The sequence below is a fragment of the Nitrospira sp. genome, from assembly GCA_029194665.1.
Lineage (GTDB): Bacteria > Nitrospirota > Nitrospiria > Nitrospirales > Nitrospiraceae > Nitrospira_D.
The window spans coordinates 87013-104567 of sequence record JARFXO010000007.1; the positions used below are offsets into that span (position 1 = coordinate 87013).

The 17555-nt window shown below is 57.2% G+C and carries 7 protein-coding genes; all 7 read left to right on the forward strand.

What is annotated here, in order from left to right:
- The first annotated feature begins 213 nt into the window (after positions 1-213).
- The 7 genes from P0119_20340 (at position 214) to P0119_20370 (ending at position 17548) form a co-directional block, all read left to right on the forward strand.
- Positions 214-1485, forward strand: a complete 1272-nt coding sequence (locus P0119_20340) for a PepSY-associated TM helix domain-containing protein (GenBank protein MDF0668404.1) — start codon at positions 214-216, stop codon at positions 1483-1485.
- Between the two features lie 656 nt (positions 1486-2141).
- A complete protein-coding gene (locus P0119_20345) occupies positions 2142-2360 on the forward strand; it encodes a hypothetical protein (protein MDF0668405.1) in 219 nt (72 codons plus the stop codon).
- 488 nt (positions 2361-2848) lie between these two features.
- Positions 2849-3445: an RNA polymerase sigma factor gene (locus P0119_20350; protein ID MDF0668406.1), complete on the forward strand. Its 597-nt coding sequence runs from the start codon at positions 2849-2851 to the stop codon at positions 3443-3445.
- 100 nt (positions 3446-3545) lie between these two features.
- The gene (locus tag P0119_20355) at positions 3546-4511 is read left to right on the forward strand and encodes a FecR family protein (protein ID MDF0668407.1); all 966 of its coding nucleotides are present in this window, start codon (positions 3546-3548) and stop codon (positions 4509-4511) included.
- Between the two features lie 97 nt (positions 4512-4608).
- Positions 4609-7218 carry a TonB-dependent receptor gene (locus tag P0119_20360; GenBank protein MDF0668408.1) on the forward strand — a complete coding sequence of 870 codons (2610 nt, stop codon included), beginning with the start codon at positions 4609-4611 and terminating at the stop codon, positions 7216-7218.
- Positions 7219-7557: 339 nt separating this feature from the next.
- On the forward strand, positions 7558-12948 hold the full coding sequence (locus P0119_20365; protein MDF0668409.1) for an amino acid adenylation domain-containing protein: 5391 nt from the start codon (positions 7558-7560) through the stop codon (positions 12946-12948).
- Between the two features lies 1 nt (position 12949).
- Complete coding sequence (locus tag P0119_20370) at positions 12950-17548, forward strand: SDR family NAD(P)-dependent oxidoreductase (protein MDF0668410.1); 4599 nt, start codon at positions 12950-12952, stop codon at positions 17546-17548.
- Positions 17549-17555: the final 7 nt, after the last annotated feature.

Consider the following 17555-nt stretch of genomic DNA (forward strand, 5'->3'; position numbering starts at 1 on the left):
CAAGGTGAAGGCCTGGTTATCAAGTGTACGCGTTGCAGACGGTTCGTCCGAATTCATGCGTCCGCCATCGGCGGCTTGCCGCCTCACGGGCTCATGTCGCGTCCACGGTAACTTCTCGTCCACACATACCACATTCGCTGCAAGGCCAAGGGATCGTGAGTCTGAACTACCGGCTACACGCCATACAGTTCTTATTCTCATAGGCGCAGCAACATGATTACCGACCAGTTCAGGTCTGATATCACGCAAGCGAAGGTGATCGACCCCATTGATGCTTCTACAGGCCTTTCTTCACCAGCGTCGGCGCAGCCTCATTTTAAATTAAAAAAGTTTTGGCTGAAGATCCACCTCTATCTGGGACTGTTTGGTGGCGGGCTGTTCGTATTAATGAGCCTTACCGGAAGCTTCTTGGTCTTCTATAAGGCCATCGACGAATGGTTGAATCCTGCGTTGGTGACGACGAGCGGCGAGGGTTCCTACCGACCCTTGAATGAGATCGTCGTGGTGGCCAAGATGGCTGGCCCATCCGACAGCCTGCTGGATAGTATCGAATGGCCGTCGCACCGGCACAGTGTTTTTCTTACCTGGCACAAGATGCCGGCCGATACGGTCGGTGGCTTCCGCTGGTTTCAAGTGGCCATCGATCCGTATACGGGAGCCGTGCTGACCGAAGACCGTGAATGGGGCGGATACCTGGTGTCGTTCATCTACAAGCTGCATGCATCACTCCTGATGGACGATGTTGGTGCGACGATATTAGGGTTTGTCGCTATCGCGCTGCTTGTCTCGATTAGTACCGGTGTGTATCTTTGGTGGCCGCGTTCCGGCCGCCTCCGTCAAGCACTGATCTTCACATCGGCCAGGAGCCTGATTCGCCGACAGTACGAATGGCACAAGCTTAGTGGGTTCTACGGCGCGATCATTCTGGGGATGCTCGCCTTTACGGGTCTGTACCTGGAATTTAGCGACTATGTGGTTCCGATCGTTCGACTCTTTTCATCGGTTCAAGAATTTCCTGAAGAAGAAACACTGGAATCCATTCCAATGGCAGGCACTCCGCCGTTGTCCGCCGAGGAGGCAATCGCGCTCGCGGGGCGAGTGCTTCCGGAAGGGGAGTTGCGGTCCATCAGCATTCCTCAAGGGGATACGGATGTCTATCAAATCAGTCTGCGCCAGCCGGGCGAGGTCATGGAATCGAGCGGTCAAAGCCAAGTCTGGCTGGATCAATACAGCGGTAAGATCCTTCGCGTCTACGATTGGCGGCAGTTTACCGGCGGCGAAACGTTCTTGGCTTGGCTCTTTCCTCTGCACAACGGCGAAGCATTCGGCCTCGCCGGTCGCTGGATCGTGTTCTTCATCGGGTTTGTCCCTCCCGTGCTTTACGTCACTGCGCTGCGTATGTGGTGGCTCAAGCGACAGGCGCATCGCCGGCGATCGGCATATGATCCGGAACATGATCATCGCCATCCTCCGTTGCCGGATTGATCGTACCTGAAGCCGTTCCATTGCGACAGGTGACTCGGCATCACGTCTTGCCACCCGTTATAGCGAACGAGACCCGAGACAACGAAAGAATTCCCACCGAACTCTAACATGAGGGGTTGACAACCTCCCCGCAACGATGATATTGAGAACTCCTATCAAGGAGATGTCAGTCAGGCACCGAAGCCCTATCCTTGATTGACAGTCGCAGGAACCAAGAGGCCAGAGGTCGCATTGACCGGAGCCCAAGGCGTCATGAGATGCTTTGGGCTTTTGTGTTTTGAGACACAGATCCGAAAGCAGCGTTCAGCGCTGCCTCATTAGGGTGTTGTTGGTTGGATGGAGATTCGGCATCGGGTCGAGGACGAGAATCATCCGTGATGGGATCTCGGTAAGGCGATTGGCCCTGGCAAAGCAGGAACAAGAACCGGTTCATACAAGCCTGGGGAGAAGAAATCATGACATCAATCTGTAAACGATGCGGAGGTTTCCTGGTAGGAGAGCAAACGGTTGATTACTACCAAACGCGATGTTGGAAATGTGTCAACTGCGGTTGGTACCGCAGGGAGACTCAAATGCGTTCAAGCCGACCCATCACATTGATGAACCGTCGGGTCGGCAAATAGGTCAAACATTGATCGACGAAAGGTGAAGACATCGTGAAAAATACGTTACAAGCCAATGGAGCGATGAAGTTGGTCCTGTGCGATTGCGGCAAACTGCATGTGACGTTAGGTTCCGTGACCCTGCATTTCACCCGCAACGAGTTTCAGAAGTTTGCCGAATCGATAGGACGCCTTGCAGCGATCGTGGGACAATCCGCACCCTTTCAGGCGTCGGCGGGGGCACGGTCCTCCTTATCCGAAGGATGTCACTGAGACGAGGGCGACGAGTGTCCGACTGGAGTTGTGTGGGGAAATCGCTTGGAGACAGGGGGCGGACGCATGGACGGAGCACAGGCCAGGTGTAGCGTGCGCCTTCGCGCAAGACCGTTGAAGGGTCGGCTGTGAAGAGGCATCAGATCGCATCTCGTGACGATCTTGCCGTGTTCCTTAGCTTGGCGGCGTCGATCAGCATTCTCGTGTCGGCTGCGGCGGCCATGTGGATCTGGCCGAATGTTTTGGAGAGTAGGGCGACAGTCACCGCTGAGGAAGGCTTGGATATACCATAATGTAATCATGGACCTTGCCGTATTGATGGCCGTGACGTCGGCACTTTCACGGCTGTGTTCGGGTCTAGCTGAAAACACTCGGTATCTAGCAATCAGCACTAGCCAAGGACCGTGCTCGTTGCAGATCGGACCCCGAGGTATCAAGGGACACCGTGGGGTTTCTATTTTACACAAAGGATGTTGAGGAGACACACGATGAGGACCCAGGGCCTGAATCTTGTTGGAATAGAGTCCATGGTATCGCGCGATGCTCGCGGGTCGTCGGGTACCTCTCTAACACTCACGTACGAGCAGATCGCGGGCTTGTTTCATCAGTACCGCGAGGAACTCACCCGCCGCCTTGTCGGTATGGTGAGATCGCACGAGACCGCTGCCGATCTTGTGCAGGATACGTATGTGCGGCTGCTGCGGCTGGGCGGTCGGCAGGCCGTCGAGCAACCGCGCGCCCTGCTTCACCGGATTGCGGCCAACTTGGCGATCGACCATTTACGAAAAGAAAAGCATCCGGTCCATGCCGCCGATGGTTTGGATGCCGCGATGGCGGTGCCCAGTCACGTGCCCTCTCCGGAACGCGAGTTGCTCGGCAAACAGCGGTTTCGAATCGTCCTTCAAGCGATTGAACGTTTGCCCTCCCGAACCCGCGAAGCCTTCCTGCTCTGCAGAGTGTATGGGTACTCCTATCAAGAGATCGCGACCCGCATGAATATCTCTGAAAGCGCCGTGGAGAAGCTGCTGATGCGCGCGCTGGATCGGAGCTGTGAAGCGCTCGACGTGTTAAACAACGCTGAGTGAGGAAGGTGGTCCCCGGATTCGTCACACTGTATACTAGTGGGCCTCGTCGAGCATCAGCCGACGAGGCCCGTTTATACAGCGAACAAACGAATCAGGCGACATGCGTCCATGTGAAGAAGAAGCCAGGCTCCGGAAGGAAGCCGTAGCGTGGGTTGTTCGGTTGCAGAACGATAGCCTGTCGCCGGAAGAGCGACGGGCATTCAACGGGTGGTACGAGCAGAGTCCGGCGCATGCGCTGATGTTTCGTAAGGTTTTGACCGTTTGGGACAGTCCCGATTTGCGCGCGGCTGCGGAAGCGGCTGTGCAGGCCGATCCTTCCTCGTTCAAGATAAGAACTACGGTGCGTCGATGGTGGCCGATTCCAGTCGCCGCTTGTATCATCCTGGTCATTGTCGTCGCGGTACACCTCGATGTTATGACGCGATGGCGGGCCGATTATCGGACCGAAGTCGGCGAGCGCCGCACTGTCGAATTGCCGGACCGGTCGATTGTTACCCTCAACACTCAATCAGCGATCGAGCTTTCGTTTGACGCCTCGACACGCCGAATCCGTTTGCTCAAAGGGGAAGCGCTCTTCAACGTCCGGCATGATCCGGCTCATCCGTTCATCGTGGAAAGCGCCGACACTGCCACGCGAGCTGTCGGAACGGCTTTTGTCGTGAGAGCGGAGCCGGCTGGTGATCAGGTGATCGTCATCGAAGGTGCTGTCGAAGTCGATGCGATCAGTTCTAGACGAGAGACGCATCTACCGGCAATCGCGACTTCCGGATCGCGGATCGATATGGTGCAAGGCCGGATGGGGGAACCGTACCCGGTCGATATCTCGGCGGCTTCAGCCTGGGCGCGAGGGCGGCTCGTGGTCAACGGCGTCCCATTCGCCCAGGTGATCGACGAATTGCGTCGGTACTATCCTGGCACGATCGTCTTGTGGAACCACACCATCGACGAGATGCGGGTGACGGGGACCTATAACCTTGATGACCCCGCAAGAGTCTTGTCTCTTCTGACCCAGACCCTTCCGATCCGACAGGTCAGCTGGACCGATCGCATTGTGATTCTCTTCTAGACTCGCTTTCACCCTCTTTCAGCTTCAAGCAGGTGAGGAGAATTCTCTCGCCCTCCGTCTACAGGAGGGTGGGTGAGCACATGAGGCGCTGAGCTGAATGAAGAGAGTGGAGCGAGATAACGGACCTGTTTCACGAGACGGTGATCGAGACGGCCGATGGGTTCACGCGTGGTTGCGGGATTTGTGTCGGCGCATCCTGCTTCTCGCACTGATCGTGACGGTCGCCGACGACCTATTCGCGCAACAGAGCGTTCCGCCTGGGACAAAAAACGCTCCGATTGAGTTCAACATTTCTGCGCAACCGCTCGGCTCCGCGCTGAACGCCTTCGCCGAGAAGACTGGTTGGCAGGTCAGTGTGCCGACCGAGCTGGTCGCCGATCGGACATCCTCTGGGATCAGCGGGATCCATCAGCCTGAAGCTGCGCTTCAGGCGCTGTTGGCCGGTACAGGACTGACCTATAGTTTGACCGAGGGCAATGCCGTCACGCTCGTGCCGGGAGCCGCAATGCCGACCGTGGCCGCACCGTCGATCGGTGGAAGTGAGGCCACAACGCCGGGATCGCAGGCTGGGTCGACGGATACCACAATGGCGAAGCCCATCAAGGTGTCTGAAATTGTGGTGAAAGAAAAACGTGAGCGGCGAGATTCCTATACTGTCGATGAAGTCTCGAGCGCGACCAGGATTCCTGTGCCGGTGCACGACACCCCTCGATCGGTCGAGGTGGTAACGAGGCAGGTGCTGGACGATCAAAAAGTCACCCGGTTCAGTGAGGCTCTGCGCAATGTAAGCGGGGTGGCGGAATCCAATACTCAGGGCGGTCGCGCCGGCGAATTCACGATCCGGGGATTTGCGTCGGAGTTCAACGTCTTCAAGAACGGCTTTCGCGATGACGCCACATTCGCCTCAACCACCGCGCGAGACATCATCAACCTAGAGCGCATCGAGGTCGTCAAAGGTCCACCGTCCTATCTGTACGGTCGGGGCGATCCGGGTGGTGTGATCAATCAAATCACGAAGGCACCGCTGAAAAATCCTTACTACTCGGCGGAAATGCTCATCGGCAGTTATAACCTGTATCGTCCACAGTTCGACATCGGCGGCCCGCTGAACGCCAGCAAGACGCTGACGTTTCGATTTAACGGCATGTTCGAGTCATCTGGCAGTTACCGAGAAGGGGTCGAGTCGACCAGGACCTTCCTGGCGCCGACGATCGGGTGGGAAATCGGGCCTCGGACGACCTTGAGGTTCGAAGGTGAGTACCTATACAGTCGCGCCCCCATCGACCGCGGATTGACCGCCTTCGGCGGAGGCGTCTTGCCGATCCCGATCAGCACCTTCTTAGGTGATCCGGCTCGTATGGATATAGCGCAAAATGGGAAAGCCACGCTGATCCTGTTACACGACTTCAACGACATGTTCAGGTGGCGCACCGGTTTTAGAGCGGCGGTGAACAGCGACCAGTATCGGAGCCGGGAAGCGTGGTTCTACGTCGGGGACGAAAGCGATGGCATTTTGAATCTGGCGCAGTTTTACATCCCGAAGACCAGCCAGAGTTACTATTTGCAGAATGAAGTGCACGGAAATTTTTCCACCGGCCCGATCAAGCACAAGGCCATCGTCGGGATCGAGCTGGGACGTGAAGTCTCTGATGAGTCAGTAGCCGACGATAATCAGGGTCAGGATACCACCGTACAGGGAGCCTTCAGCTATATTAACGTTTTCAATCCTGCCGACCGACTCTTTCTGGATACCCCGCTCACCACAACCAGCGATAGCAAAGAAGTCAACGGTATTCTGGGCGTCTATTTCGGCGATCACCTGAGCCTCACGGACAAGCTCCACCTGCACGCCGGTGGCCGGTTCGATTACTTTAAGCAAGACCTCACCAATCGTCCCACCGATCTCGATCCGACTCAAACTGAGGAAGGCCTAACCGACACGGCTTTCAGCCCGTCGGTTGGACTGACCTATCAACCCTGGAAACCCATCGCGTTGTATGCCAACTATACCGAGTCCTTCATGCCTAATGTCGGAACCAGAAGCTTTGACCGGTCGCTGTTGAGTCCACAGCGGGGCAAGGCCTATGAGGGAGGGGTCAAGTTTCGATTCTTCGAGGACCGGTTACGGGCGACGATCGCCGGTTTTCACATCAATAAGACAAATGTGCCGACGATCGATCCTATCAACGGATTACCGTTTGTGGTAGCGACGGGTGAACAGCGGAGTCAAGGTATCGAGTTCGACGTGGCAGGAAGGATTTTGCCGGGGTGGGATCTCATCGGCAACTATGCCTACATCGACGCGAGGGTCACCGAAGATAATGAATTTTTGGTAGGAAGCCGACTGCCCAACGTCCCCCTCAACCAGGGCAGCCTCTGGACGACCTATTTTCTCCAGGAGGGTCCGCTCAAAGGCCTTGGCGCTGGACTCGGCATGTATGCCCAAGGCAAGCGGAACGGCATGCCCCAATGCCAGAATCCAGACGATTGCCCGGCACCGTACGAACTTCCCGGGTTTGTTCGCATGGATGCCGCGGTGTACTATCGGAAGCCGGAAATATTCACCCGAACCAACTTACTCGCTGCCGTGAACTTCACCAACCTGTTGGATCAGCGGTACTTTACCGGAACGTTGGGAATCCGGGAAGTTGTCTACACCGGCGCGCCCTTCACGGTGATCGGTTCCGTGAAGCTGGAGTTTTTCTAGCCGGCACTTCATCTTCTCAACAGAAAAGTAGCAATACGTACTCTGTGAGAAACTCACAAGGCGCGTCGTGGTCCGAAGCTGATCCTCTCGGAAAGAAGGTCTTGTAGGCCAGGTGAGGGAAATGCTTCGTGTTCCGTCTACGTAGTACAGAACGCTTCAGTCATCAGAGAAGGGACGCGGTCCCGCCACGTCGCTAGTCTGGTTCCCTTCGATGCAGATGGCCTTCGAGCTCACCGACTGAGGTAACGAGAGAAACCCTACAGAGGTTCACGAGGATTCGGGGTGAAGGCAACCGGCATCCCGCCCTAGGGGTGTCTCTCATGATTGAGAAAGGCTCCAGTGACGTCTGATGGCCACAAAGACATGGTAACGCTCGTCGACCTTGCTCGTCATAGAGCCGACAGTTTCACGGATCGAACAGCTTACACATTCTTAACCGACGGTGAGTCGGAGGCCTGCGAAGTCACGTATGGTGAATTGGACCGTCAATCGCGAGCTATTGCGGCTTGGCTCCAGTCACTGGGAGCTCAGGGTGAACGGGCGATCCTTCTCTATCCGCCTGGTCTTGACTACATCGCGGCCTTCTTCGGTTGTTTGTACGCGGACGTCGTCGCCGTACCGGCCTATCCTCCGCAACGGAAGCGAACGCTGGCAAGATTGCAGGCAGTTCTTGCAGACTCTGGAGCTACCTTTGCCCTGACGACGACGAAGATTCGCGCCGGCGTCGAACGGCTTTCCCGCCGGGATTCAGGAATTGATGAGCTCAAGAAGGTGCAGTGGGTCGAGACTGACGCTCCACCCCAAGCCATCGAGAGCGCTTGGAAACAGCCTGCGTTGACGTCACGGACGCTTGCCTTCCTCCAATACACCTCTGGTTCGACCGGATCTCCGAAAGGCGTCATGGTCAGCCACGAGAATCTGTTGCACAACCAGCGCATGATTCAACAGGCGTTCGGCCACACCGAAGAGACGACCGTTCTTGGATGGCTTCCGCTCTATCACGATATGGGACTGATCGGGAACGTTCTTCAACCGCTCTATCTCGGCAGGCCTTGCGTGCTGATGTCGCCCGTTCATTTTATGCAGAAGCCGTATCGCTGGTTGTCCGCCATTTCTCGGTATCGCGCCACCACGAGTGGCGCGCCGAATTTCGCCTATGACCTCTGCGTGCGTCAGATTTCCGTCGCGGAACGAGCTTCGTTGGATTTGAGTTCCTGGTCGGTGGCTTTCAACGGGTCCGAGCCGATCCATGCCGGAACGCTGGATCGATTTTCGGAAACATTTGGTCCATGTGGGTTCAGGCGAGAAGCCTTCTATCCCTGTTATGGGCTGGCCGAAGCGACGTTGTTCGTGGGCGGAGCCGAAGCTGGCGCTGTACCCGTTCTCAAGACCGTTGAGAAAGCCGCGATGGAGAGAGGGGAAATGATCGACGGTTCCCAGGCCGGTACCTCCACTCGACGGCTGGTAGGATGCGGTCGAACCGGTGCCGATCAGCAAGTGATCATCGTCGATCCTGAGACGCGCTCACGTCGTCATCAGAGACAGGTTGGTGAGATCTGGGTCAAGGGCGCAAGCGTGGCGCAGGGGTACTGGAATCGCCCTGCAACGACGGCTATCACATTCTCGGCCACGACGGCGGATACGATAGAAGGTCCATTTCTTCGGACCGGCGATCTGGGAGTGATCCAGGACGGCGAACTGTTTGTGGTCGGGAGAGTGAAAGATCTGATCATTATCCGTGGCAGAAACCATCACCCGCAGGACATTGAGGCCACAGTGCAGGAAAGCCATCCGTCTCTCAAGCCGGGCGGCGGCGCGGCCTTCTCCATCCCCATCAACGATGAGGAACAGTTGGTTGTGGTACAGGAAGTTGTCGGCGCTCCTACGGTCGATCTCGACGATGTCGCATCGGAAATCAGTCGGGCTGTCACGGAGCATCACGAAATCCAAGTACATGCCGTTGTTCTTATCAAGCCTGGAACCCTTCCCAAGACTTCGAGCGGGAAGGTTCAGCGCCATCTGTGTCGGACAAGATTTCTTGGGCAAGAACTTGAGGGCATTCGAACCAGATTCCAGGAGAGGAGGACGGAAGATCGGACGAAAGACGCGGCGGTTGATTTCGATGATGACGTGATGGAAACAGTAGCGAAAATCTGGGCACAAGTGCTTGATCGCACCCACATAGGGCCTCATGACAATTTCTTCGAACTAGGCGGGGATTCGCTACGCGGCATCCAGGTATTGGCGAAGGTACGGGCAGCCTATGCAGTCGATCTTCCTCTTGAATCTCTGTTCGACGCTCCGACGGTAGCGGGTATGGCGGCGTTGATTAAACGAGAGCATCGATCTGTGCCGGCTGTGTCACGAAGACTGCAAAAGTCGGTGACAAGGCAGGCCGTCATGCCGTTATCGTTTTCGCAGGAACGATTCTGGTTTCTCGATCAACTGTCGCCCGGCAGCGCATTCAACAACATTCCGGTCGCGTTGAGGATCAAGGGAGTGCTCGACCCTGTTTCGCTTCATCGTGCATTGGCGGAAATCGTGCGGCGTCATGAAATCCTTCGTGCGAGATTCATCGTCCGTCACGGCCAACCGGGCCAGGTTATCGTTCCGCATCTTGAGCTTCCTCTCCCAACCGAAGATCTCATGGGCCTATCCGAGCCGATGCAGGAAGAACGGGTCAGGCTCTTGACGTCGAAGGAGTCCCAACAGCCGTTCAATTTGGAGGCTGGTCACTTGATGCGCGTTCGGCTGATTCGGTTGGGTCGAACGGAACATGTCCTGTTGCTCACCATACATCACATCGTTGCCGACGGCTGGTCCATGCGCCTACTTGCAAGGGAACTGGTGCAGTTGTATGGGGCATTCAAGAACGGGCTTGAATCTCCTCTGGCCATTCTATCGAAACAATACCTAGATACCGTTCTCCATCAACGTGAGTGTGTGGACAGTCAGGAATGGAAGCAGCAAGAGACGTACTGGCGTCGGCAGTTGGAATCCGTACCGCATGTGCTGGCGCTGCCATTCGATTTCCCGCGTCCCGCTGTTCAAGGGCAGAGAGGGGAGCGATATGCCTGGACGGTAGATGCGGAGGTAGGACGGCAGCTACTTGTAATTGGTCGCAGGCAGCAGGCGTCACTATTCATGACCGTTTTGGCTTCCTTCAACATCCTCTTGGCCCGCTACAGCGGACAGTCGGAGTTTTGTGTCGGCACACCTGTGGCCAACCGAGCACAACCGGAATGTGAGGCGATTATCGGCTGCTTCGTCAACACCGTTGCATTGCGTGCCGATCTGTCGGGAAATCCCTCGCATTCGGACATTCTGGCGCAAGTCCGAAAGACAGTTCTTCAAGCGCAGGCCAACCAAGATCTTCCATTCGAGCGGCTGGTTGAGGTGCTGCAAGTGCCGCGCAGTCTCAGCCATACGCCGCTCTATCAGGTCATGCTGAGCTTGGAAGAGGATCAGCCCGATCTCTGCCGGCTGGAGGGTCTGGATGTCCGCCGGATGAAGACGAGCACACAGACATCTGTCTTCGACCTCACGCTTGAGCTGGTCGCGATGAAGGATGGATCTTTGGAGGCGGTGTTTGAGTACAGCACCGACCTGTTTGCCGATGAAACCATCGCGCGCATGGTCCGACACTTTCAGGAATTGTTGAGGCAGATCGTGCTGAACCCTGAAGCTCGCGTGAGCGCACTGGGCCTGTTGAGTCAGGATGAGAGCAGACACGTACTTGAGGATTGCAATAAGACGACTGCGCCTTATCCACGCGAGTCCTGCCTCCATCACCTGTTCGAGGAACAGGCCCGACTCACTCCTGATGCCATCGCGATGGTGTGGAACGGCGCGTCGTACAGCTACCGGTTTCTCAATGAACGAGCCAACCAGCTTGCCCGTTATCTCAGATCGCAGGGCATCGCGATGGAAAGTCGCGTCGCGCTGTGCATGGAACGCTCGCTGGAGATGGTCGCTGGGCTGCTGGGGATTCTCAAAGCCGGAGCCGCCTATGTGCCGATGGATCCCCTGTATCCCCGCGAACGACTCCGTTTCATGATCGAGGACAGCGGCGCGCAATTGGTGCTCACGCAACAGCAATTCCTCGACAAGTTTCAAAACCGGACGGTTCCGATCAGTGCGCTGGACGAGAGTTGGCCTTCCGTCGCCGCTTTACCCGACATCGATTCCCGGTGGCACACCACACCGGAGAACCTGGCCTATATTCTCTACACCTCTGGGACGACCGGCGAACCGAAGGGCATTGAAATCTCCCACCGAGCGTTGGTCAATCATAGTACGGCCATGGCGAGGCATTACGGTCTTCAGCCGACCGATCGTGTGCTGCAATTCGCTTCGATCAGCTTCGATGTGGCGGCGGAGGAATGCTTTCCCACCTGGGCGGCCGGGGCGACGGTGGTGTTGCGACCCAACGAGTCGGTCCCGGCGTTCGCGGATTTCGAGCAGTTCATCGCGGACCACGGTCTCACCGTGTTGAACTTGCCGACGCCATACTGGGCCGAATGGATTGAGGCGATTGAGCACAGTGGAACGGCTCTTCCGCGTTCGCTCCGCTTGGTGATCGTCGGAAGCGAGAAGGCTCTGCCGGATCGTTTGGTTCGGTGGCAACGACTTGCCGGGGATCGCATCGCCTGGTGCAACTCGTATGGACCGACCGAAACCACGATCACGGCGAGCTACTTCATGCCGGAGCGACAGAAGGATTGGATGTCGGCATCGACCGTGCCGATCGGCCGACCGATTGCGAACGTGCAATTGTATGTCCTCAATCCTGCCTTGCAGCCGGTTCCGATCGGGGTGGCGGGAGAGCTCTACATCGGTGGGGTTGGCTTAGCCAGAGGGTACCATCTCCAGCCGGCTCGAACGGCCGAAAAGTTTATCCCGGACTGTTTCAGCCACGAACCGGGCCGGCGACTGTATCGGACCGGCGACAAGGTCCGGCGACTCGCAGACGGGAATGTGGAATTTCTCGGTCGATACGACGACCAAATCAAGATTCGGGGATTTCGGGTAGAACCGGCGGAAATTGAGTTTCGGGTGAGGCAACATCCGGCTGTGAAGGATGCCAAAATCTTACAAGAATTCTTCCAGGAATGGAACGATCAGCCTGGTGTGCCGGCTGGGGCACGAACGGGAGAGCCGCAATTGGTGGGCTATGTCGTGCCTCGGGCGGAGGGCGGCGTGGCGGCGCAGGATCTTCGGAGTTTCCTGGCCGACCGTCTGCCCGGGTACATGATTCCCACGGCATGGGTATGCCTCGACGCCTTTCCGCTCACATCGCGTGGGAAGGTGGATCGTCAGGCCTTGAGAAACCTCGCCGGACGGATTCCCATGGCGGAGCCACTGTCGGCGCCACTCCAGACCGATACCGAGCGGGCTATTGCAGACATTTGGAAAGCTGTTCTCGGCCTCGAAACAGTCGGGCGTCACGACAATTTTTTCGATCTCGGCGGTCATTCTCTTCTCCTGGGTAAGGTGCTGACGCAGGTCCGCTCGCTGAGCGCGCGGCCATTAGGGATGGTCGATTTGTTTCAGTATCCAACGGTGCAGGCTCTTGCCGCGTATGTCGCCGGTGAAGGGCCAGTCACAGGAGATCGTGGAGGGGTTGATCAGGATGAAAAGGCGCAAGAGGGAAGGGAACGACGTATAGCAGGTTCGCAACGGTTGAAGCGGCAGCGTGAACAACGGCGGACGATGACAGGCGGAATCTAAGATGGATCGAAACGGCGGCGATCAGATGAGCGAGCACGATGGATTGGATATTGCCGTCATCGGACTGGCCTGTCGTTTCCCCGGCGCCCACGACAGCGCGACATTCTGGAGGAACTTGCGCGACGGAGTGGAATCCATTACCGCTCTCAGCGAGGAGGACCTGCGATCGGCCGGCGTTCAGGAACGGCTGCGTCAGGATCCGAACTATGTCCGTATGCGAGGCATCATCGACGGGATTGATCTCTTCGATGCAGATTTCTTCGGCGTGCCGCCGAAAGAAGCAGAACTGATGGATCCGCAGCATCGGCTGTTTCTCGAATGTGCATGGGAGACCTTCGAACATGCGGGCTATGACCCGGAACGGATCCACGGATCGATCGGCGTCTATGCTGGCTCCAGCACCAGCGGCTACCTGTTCAATCTTTTCCCTCAGGGCGTGTTGTTGCAGTCGGCTGCCGATATGGCGGGATTGCTTGGCGTGGAGAAGGATTCCCTGCCCACCCGTGTCTCCTACAAGTTGAACCTGGAAGGACCAAGCGTCGCGGTCCAGACCGCCTGTTCCACGTCCTTGGTTGCCGTCCATCTCGCCTGTCAAGGGCTGCTCGCGGGCGAATGCGACATGGCGCTGGCGGGCGGCATCTCCGTCAACGTGCCGCAAAGGGTCGGCTATCTCTATCAGAAGAGCGGGATTGCCTCTCCCGATGGGCACTGTCGGGCCTTCGACGCGGATGCGCGCGGAACGGTCGGAGGGAGCGGAGTGGGAATCGTGCTGTTGAAGCGACTGGAGGAGGCACGAGTCGACGGCGATCGTATCTTGGCGCTGATCAAAGGGACGGCGATCAATAACGATGGAGCGCATAAGGTCGGGTACACCGCGCCGCGAGTCGAAGGGCAGGCCAAGGTGATTCGGGCGGCGCAGGTGGCGGCTGGGGTTGAGCCGGAATCGATAGGATATGTCGAAGCGCACGGAACCGGGACGCCCATGGGCGACCCGATAGAAGTGGCGGCCCTCACCCAGGCCTTTCGTGCCGACACCGACAGAAGCGGATTCTGTGCTATCGGATCGGTCAAGACCAACATCGGACATCTCGATGCAGCGGCGGGGATCGCAGGGCTGATCAAGACAGCCCTCGCCCTGTCGCACAAACAAATTCCTCCCAGCCTGCATTTGTCCTCACCGAATCCGGAAATCGATTTTCCAAGGACGCCCTTTTACGTCAATACGAAACTGACCGATTGGGAATCATATGACAACCCACGGCGTGCGGGTGTCAGCTCGTTCGGCCTTGGTGGAACTAATGCCCATGTGGTCATGGAGGAAGCGCCTCGCGTTGAGCGCGAGCTTGATCCTGTCGATAAACGTCCGCGACTCATCGTCCTGTCCGCCAAATCCAAGTCGGCGTTGAACGAGATGACGGCTCGACTTACCTCACATCTGCAGCGGCACCCAACCGTTGAACCAGCGGATGTTGCCTATACATTGCAGACCGGGCGGAGAGCCTTTCTCAATCGCCGATGGGCGGTGGCAGACGGCATCGAATCTGCAGTGCAAGCGCTGAGTCGTCCGGATTCCGTGAAAATGATCGCCCAGGCCGGCGAACCGAGGCCGGTGGCATTTCTCTTCTCAGGACAAGGCTCCCAGTATCGCACGATGGGACGCGGTCTCTACTCCCAGGAACCCATTTTCCGTGAACAGGTGGACCGATGCGCGACCATTCTCAGTCCCCATATCGGGATGGATATCAAGTCGGTTCTGTTTGAGGAGTCCGCAACGGATTCGGAGAGGCTCAACCGCACCGCCTTTACACAACCGGCTTTGTTCGTGGTGGAGTATGCGCTTGCCAAACTCTGGATGAGCCTCGATGTGCATCCTCAAGGCATGATCGGACACAGTATCGGAGAATATGTCGCCGCCTGTCTGTCGGGGGTGTTCTCGCTCGAAGATGCACTGCGACTGGTCGCAGCTCGCGGACAACTCATGCAAGGTATGCCGCTTGGTTCGATGCTCGCCGTGTCCATGTCGGAAGCAGATGCAACATCCCTTCTGCATGAAGACTTGGACCTCGCGGCGGTCAACGCGCCGAGTCAGTGCGTCTTGTCTGGGTCGGAACCCAGGATCAAAGATCTGCAAGAAACACTGACAAAAAAAGGTGTACAGAGCGTACGGCTCCAGACCTCCCATGCGTTTCATTCACGCATGATGGACCCAATCCTGGAATCCTTTAAAACACAGGTTGCCGATGTCGCGCGTCACGCGCCGACTATTCCATGGGTTTCCAATCTGACCGGTGACTGGATTGCGCCGGCTCAGGCCATGGATCCGTCCTACTGGACGAATCACCTGCGGCGGACCGTCCGGTTCGCCGATGGCATCGAGACATTGTACCTGAAGCCGGAGCTGATTCTGCTTGAAGTGGGACCGGGGCGAACCTTGTGCACCTTGGCTCAGCGACAGATTGATGGACGGTCGGTGATGACTCTCCCATCTCTGATCAGACCACGAGACGGTTCTTCCGCGACATCCGAACCGTCAAGTTTTCTTGAAGCGGTGGGGAGTCTCTGGGCGACCGGCATACCAATCAATTGGTCAGGATTGTATCAAGGCGAACGCCCGCGGCGGATTCCCCTACCGACCTATCCATTTGAACGACGACGGTTCTGGGTCGAACCGGTCCGGCCGTCTGCGACAAGTCAGGACTTGGCGCTCTCCAAGAAACCGAACATCAGGGACTGGTTCTACGAACCGTCATGGAGAAGGTCAAGAACAGGTCTGCCGACTCGGCCCATTCGGGACGCCTCATGGCTGGTATTCGTCGGCGAGCATGGGGAAGGAACTAGAATCGTTGAACAATTGGAATCAGGTGAGCGGCCGGTCGTAACGGTATCGGCAGGGGAACGATATGAACAACTCACAAAAGGAATGTATTCGATTCGGCCCGGCGTTCGTGAAGATTATCACAGGTTGATTCAGGAGTTGCGGGAACAAGATCTATCACCGAATCGAGTGGTGCACTGTTGGAATCTGCGCTTCCCTGACGCTCCATTGTCTGTCGAAACTTTTCGCCGTGCGCAAGATCGAGGCTTTCACAGTCTTGTGTTCCTTTCGCAGGCCTTGGGAAGCAGAACCTCAGCGAATCCGACATGCATGTGCATCCTGACAACCGGGTTGCACGATGTCACAGGTGAAGAAACATTGCGTCCGGAACTGGCTCCGATCGTGGGAGCCTGTCGGGTCATTCCGCAGGAATATGTCAATCTCAGCTGTCGGATGGTCGATCTCCATGTATCGACACCTACTGAGGAAGCTCTGACGCGTTCGGTGATCGCGCGCCTTCTTGCCGAACACTCTGTTGGAGAGGATGAACCAGTCGTTGCATACCGGGGAGCGCATCGGTGGGTCCCGACATTCCAACCGGTGAAGCTCGAACATTCTGACGAACAGCCGGCCTTACTGCGAACACAAGGTGTCTATCTCATCACCGGGGGGCTTGGAGGAGTCGGTCTTCAACTTGCCGACTATCTCGTCAGAACCGTCAAGGCGCGCCTTGTCCTCATAAGTCGGTCAAAGCCGACGGAAGGACAGGTGCAGCGGCTGAAGGCGCTGGAACAAGGCGGCGGGGAAATTCTCACCATTCAGGCGCATGTAGCCGATGAGCAGCAGATGCGGCTTGCACTGGCGCAGGCTTTGGAGCGGTTCGGTGCGGTGCACGGAGTGATACATGCCGCCGCGGTACCAGGTGGAGGGCTGATCGACCTCAAAACCGTGGAGACTGTGGAGGCTGAGTTTGCTCCCAAAGTGGCCGGCGCTTTCGTCCTCGACCATGTGTTTCGGAAAGTACCCTTGGACTTCATCTGCTTCTGTTCCTCTTTGAGTGCGTTGACCGGAGGAGTGGGGCAAGTCGGCTATTGTGCCGCCAACGCCGCCTTAGACGCGATGGCTCACGCATTCTCGAAGCGCGGGAGGCGCGTCATTTCAGTGAATTTTGATCGATGGAACCAGGTTGGAATGGCGGTGCAAGCAGAAGCCAGGTTGAAAACCCTACAGATCGATGCTTCAGAATTCGACGGCATGGCTGCATCGGAAGCGCAGGATGTGTTCGGCAGGATATTGCAGGGAGGGACGTCATCACAGGTGATCGTGTCCGTTCGCGACTGTTCATCCCTTGTGAGGCAAAGCGCCGGAACTGCGCTGTCTCATGTCGTTGGTTTCGCCGCCCACAAGCGGGACGCGAGCCAAGAGTTACTCCGTGCCAAGGCAGACCAGATAGCCGGCGCGACGATTGAAGAAACAGTGACGCTTGTCTGGCAACAAATTCTCGGGGTCGATCGCGTCGGTCTGCGTGACGACTTTTTCACGTTGGGCGGCGAGTCACTGGCCGCTCTGCAGATCTTGAACCGCGTACAGGACATGTTCGGCATGGAGGTCTCGCTCAAGAAGTTTTTTGAATCTCCGACGGTCGCCGGACTCTCCGAGCAAATCCGGCGAGAACAAGGGGGTGGCGTCACGGCGGTACCGGACATTGTTCCGCTTCCTCGAAAAGCTCGTGCTCAACGGAGCGGTGCCATGCATTCGAGTGTCCCGCGCGGACCGGAATCATGAGGAACGC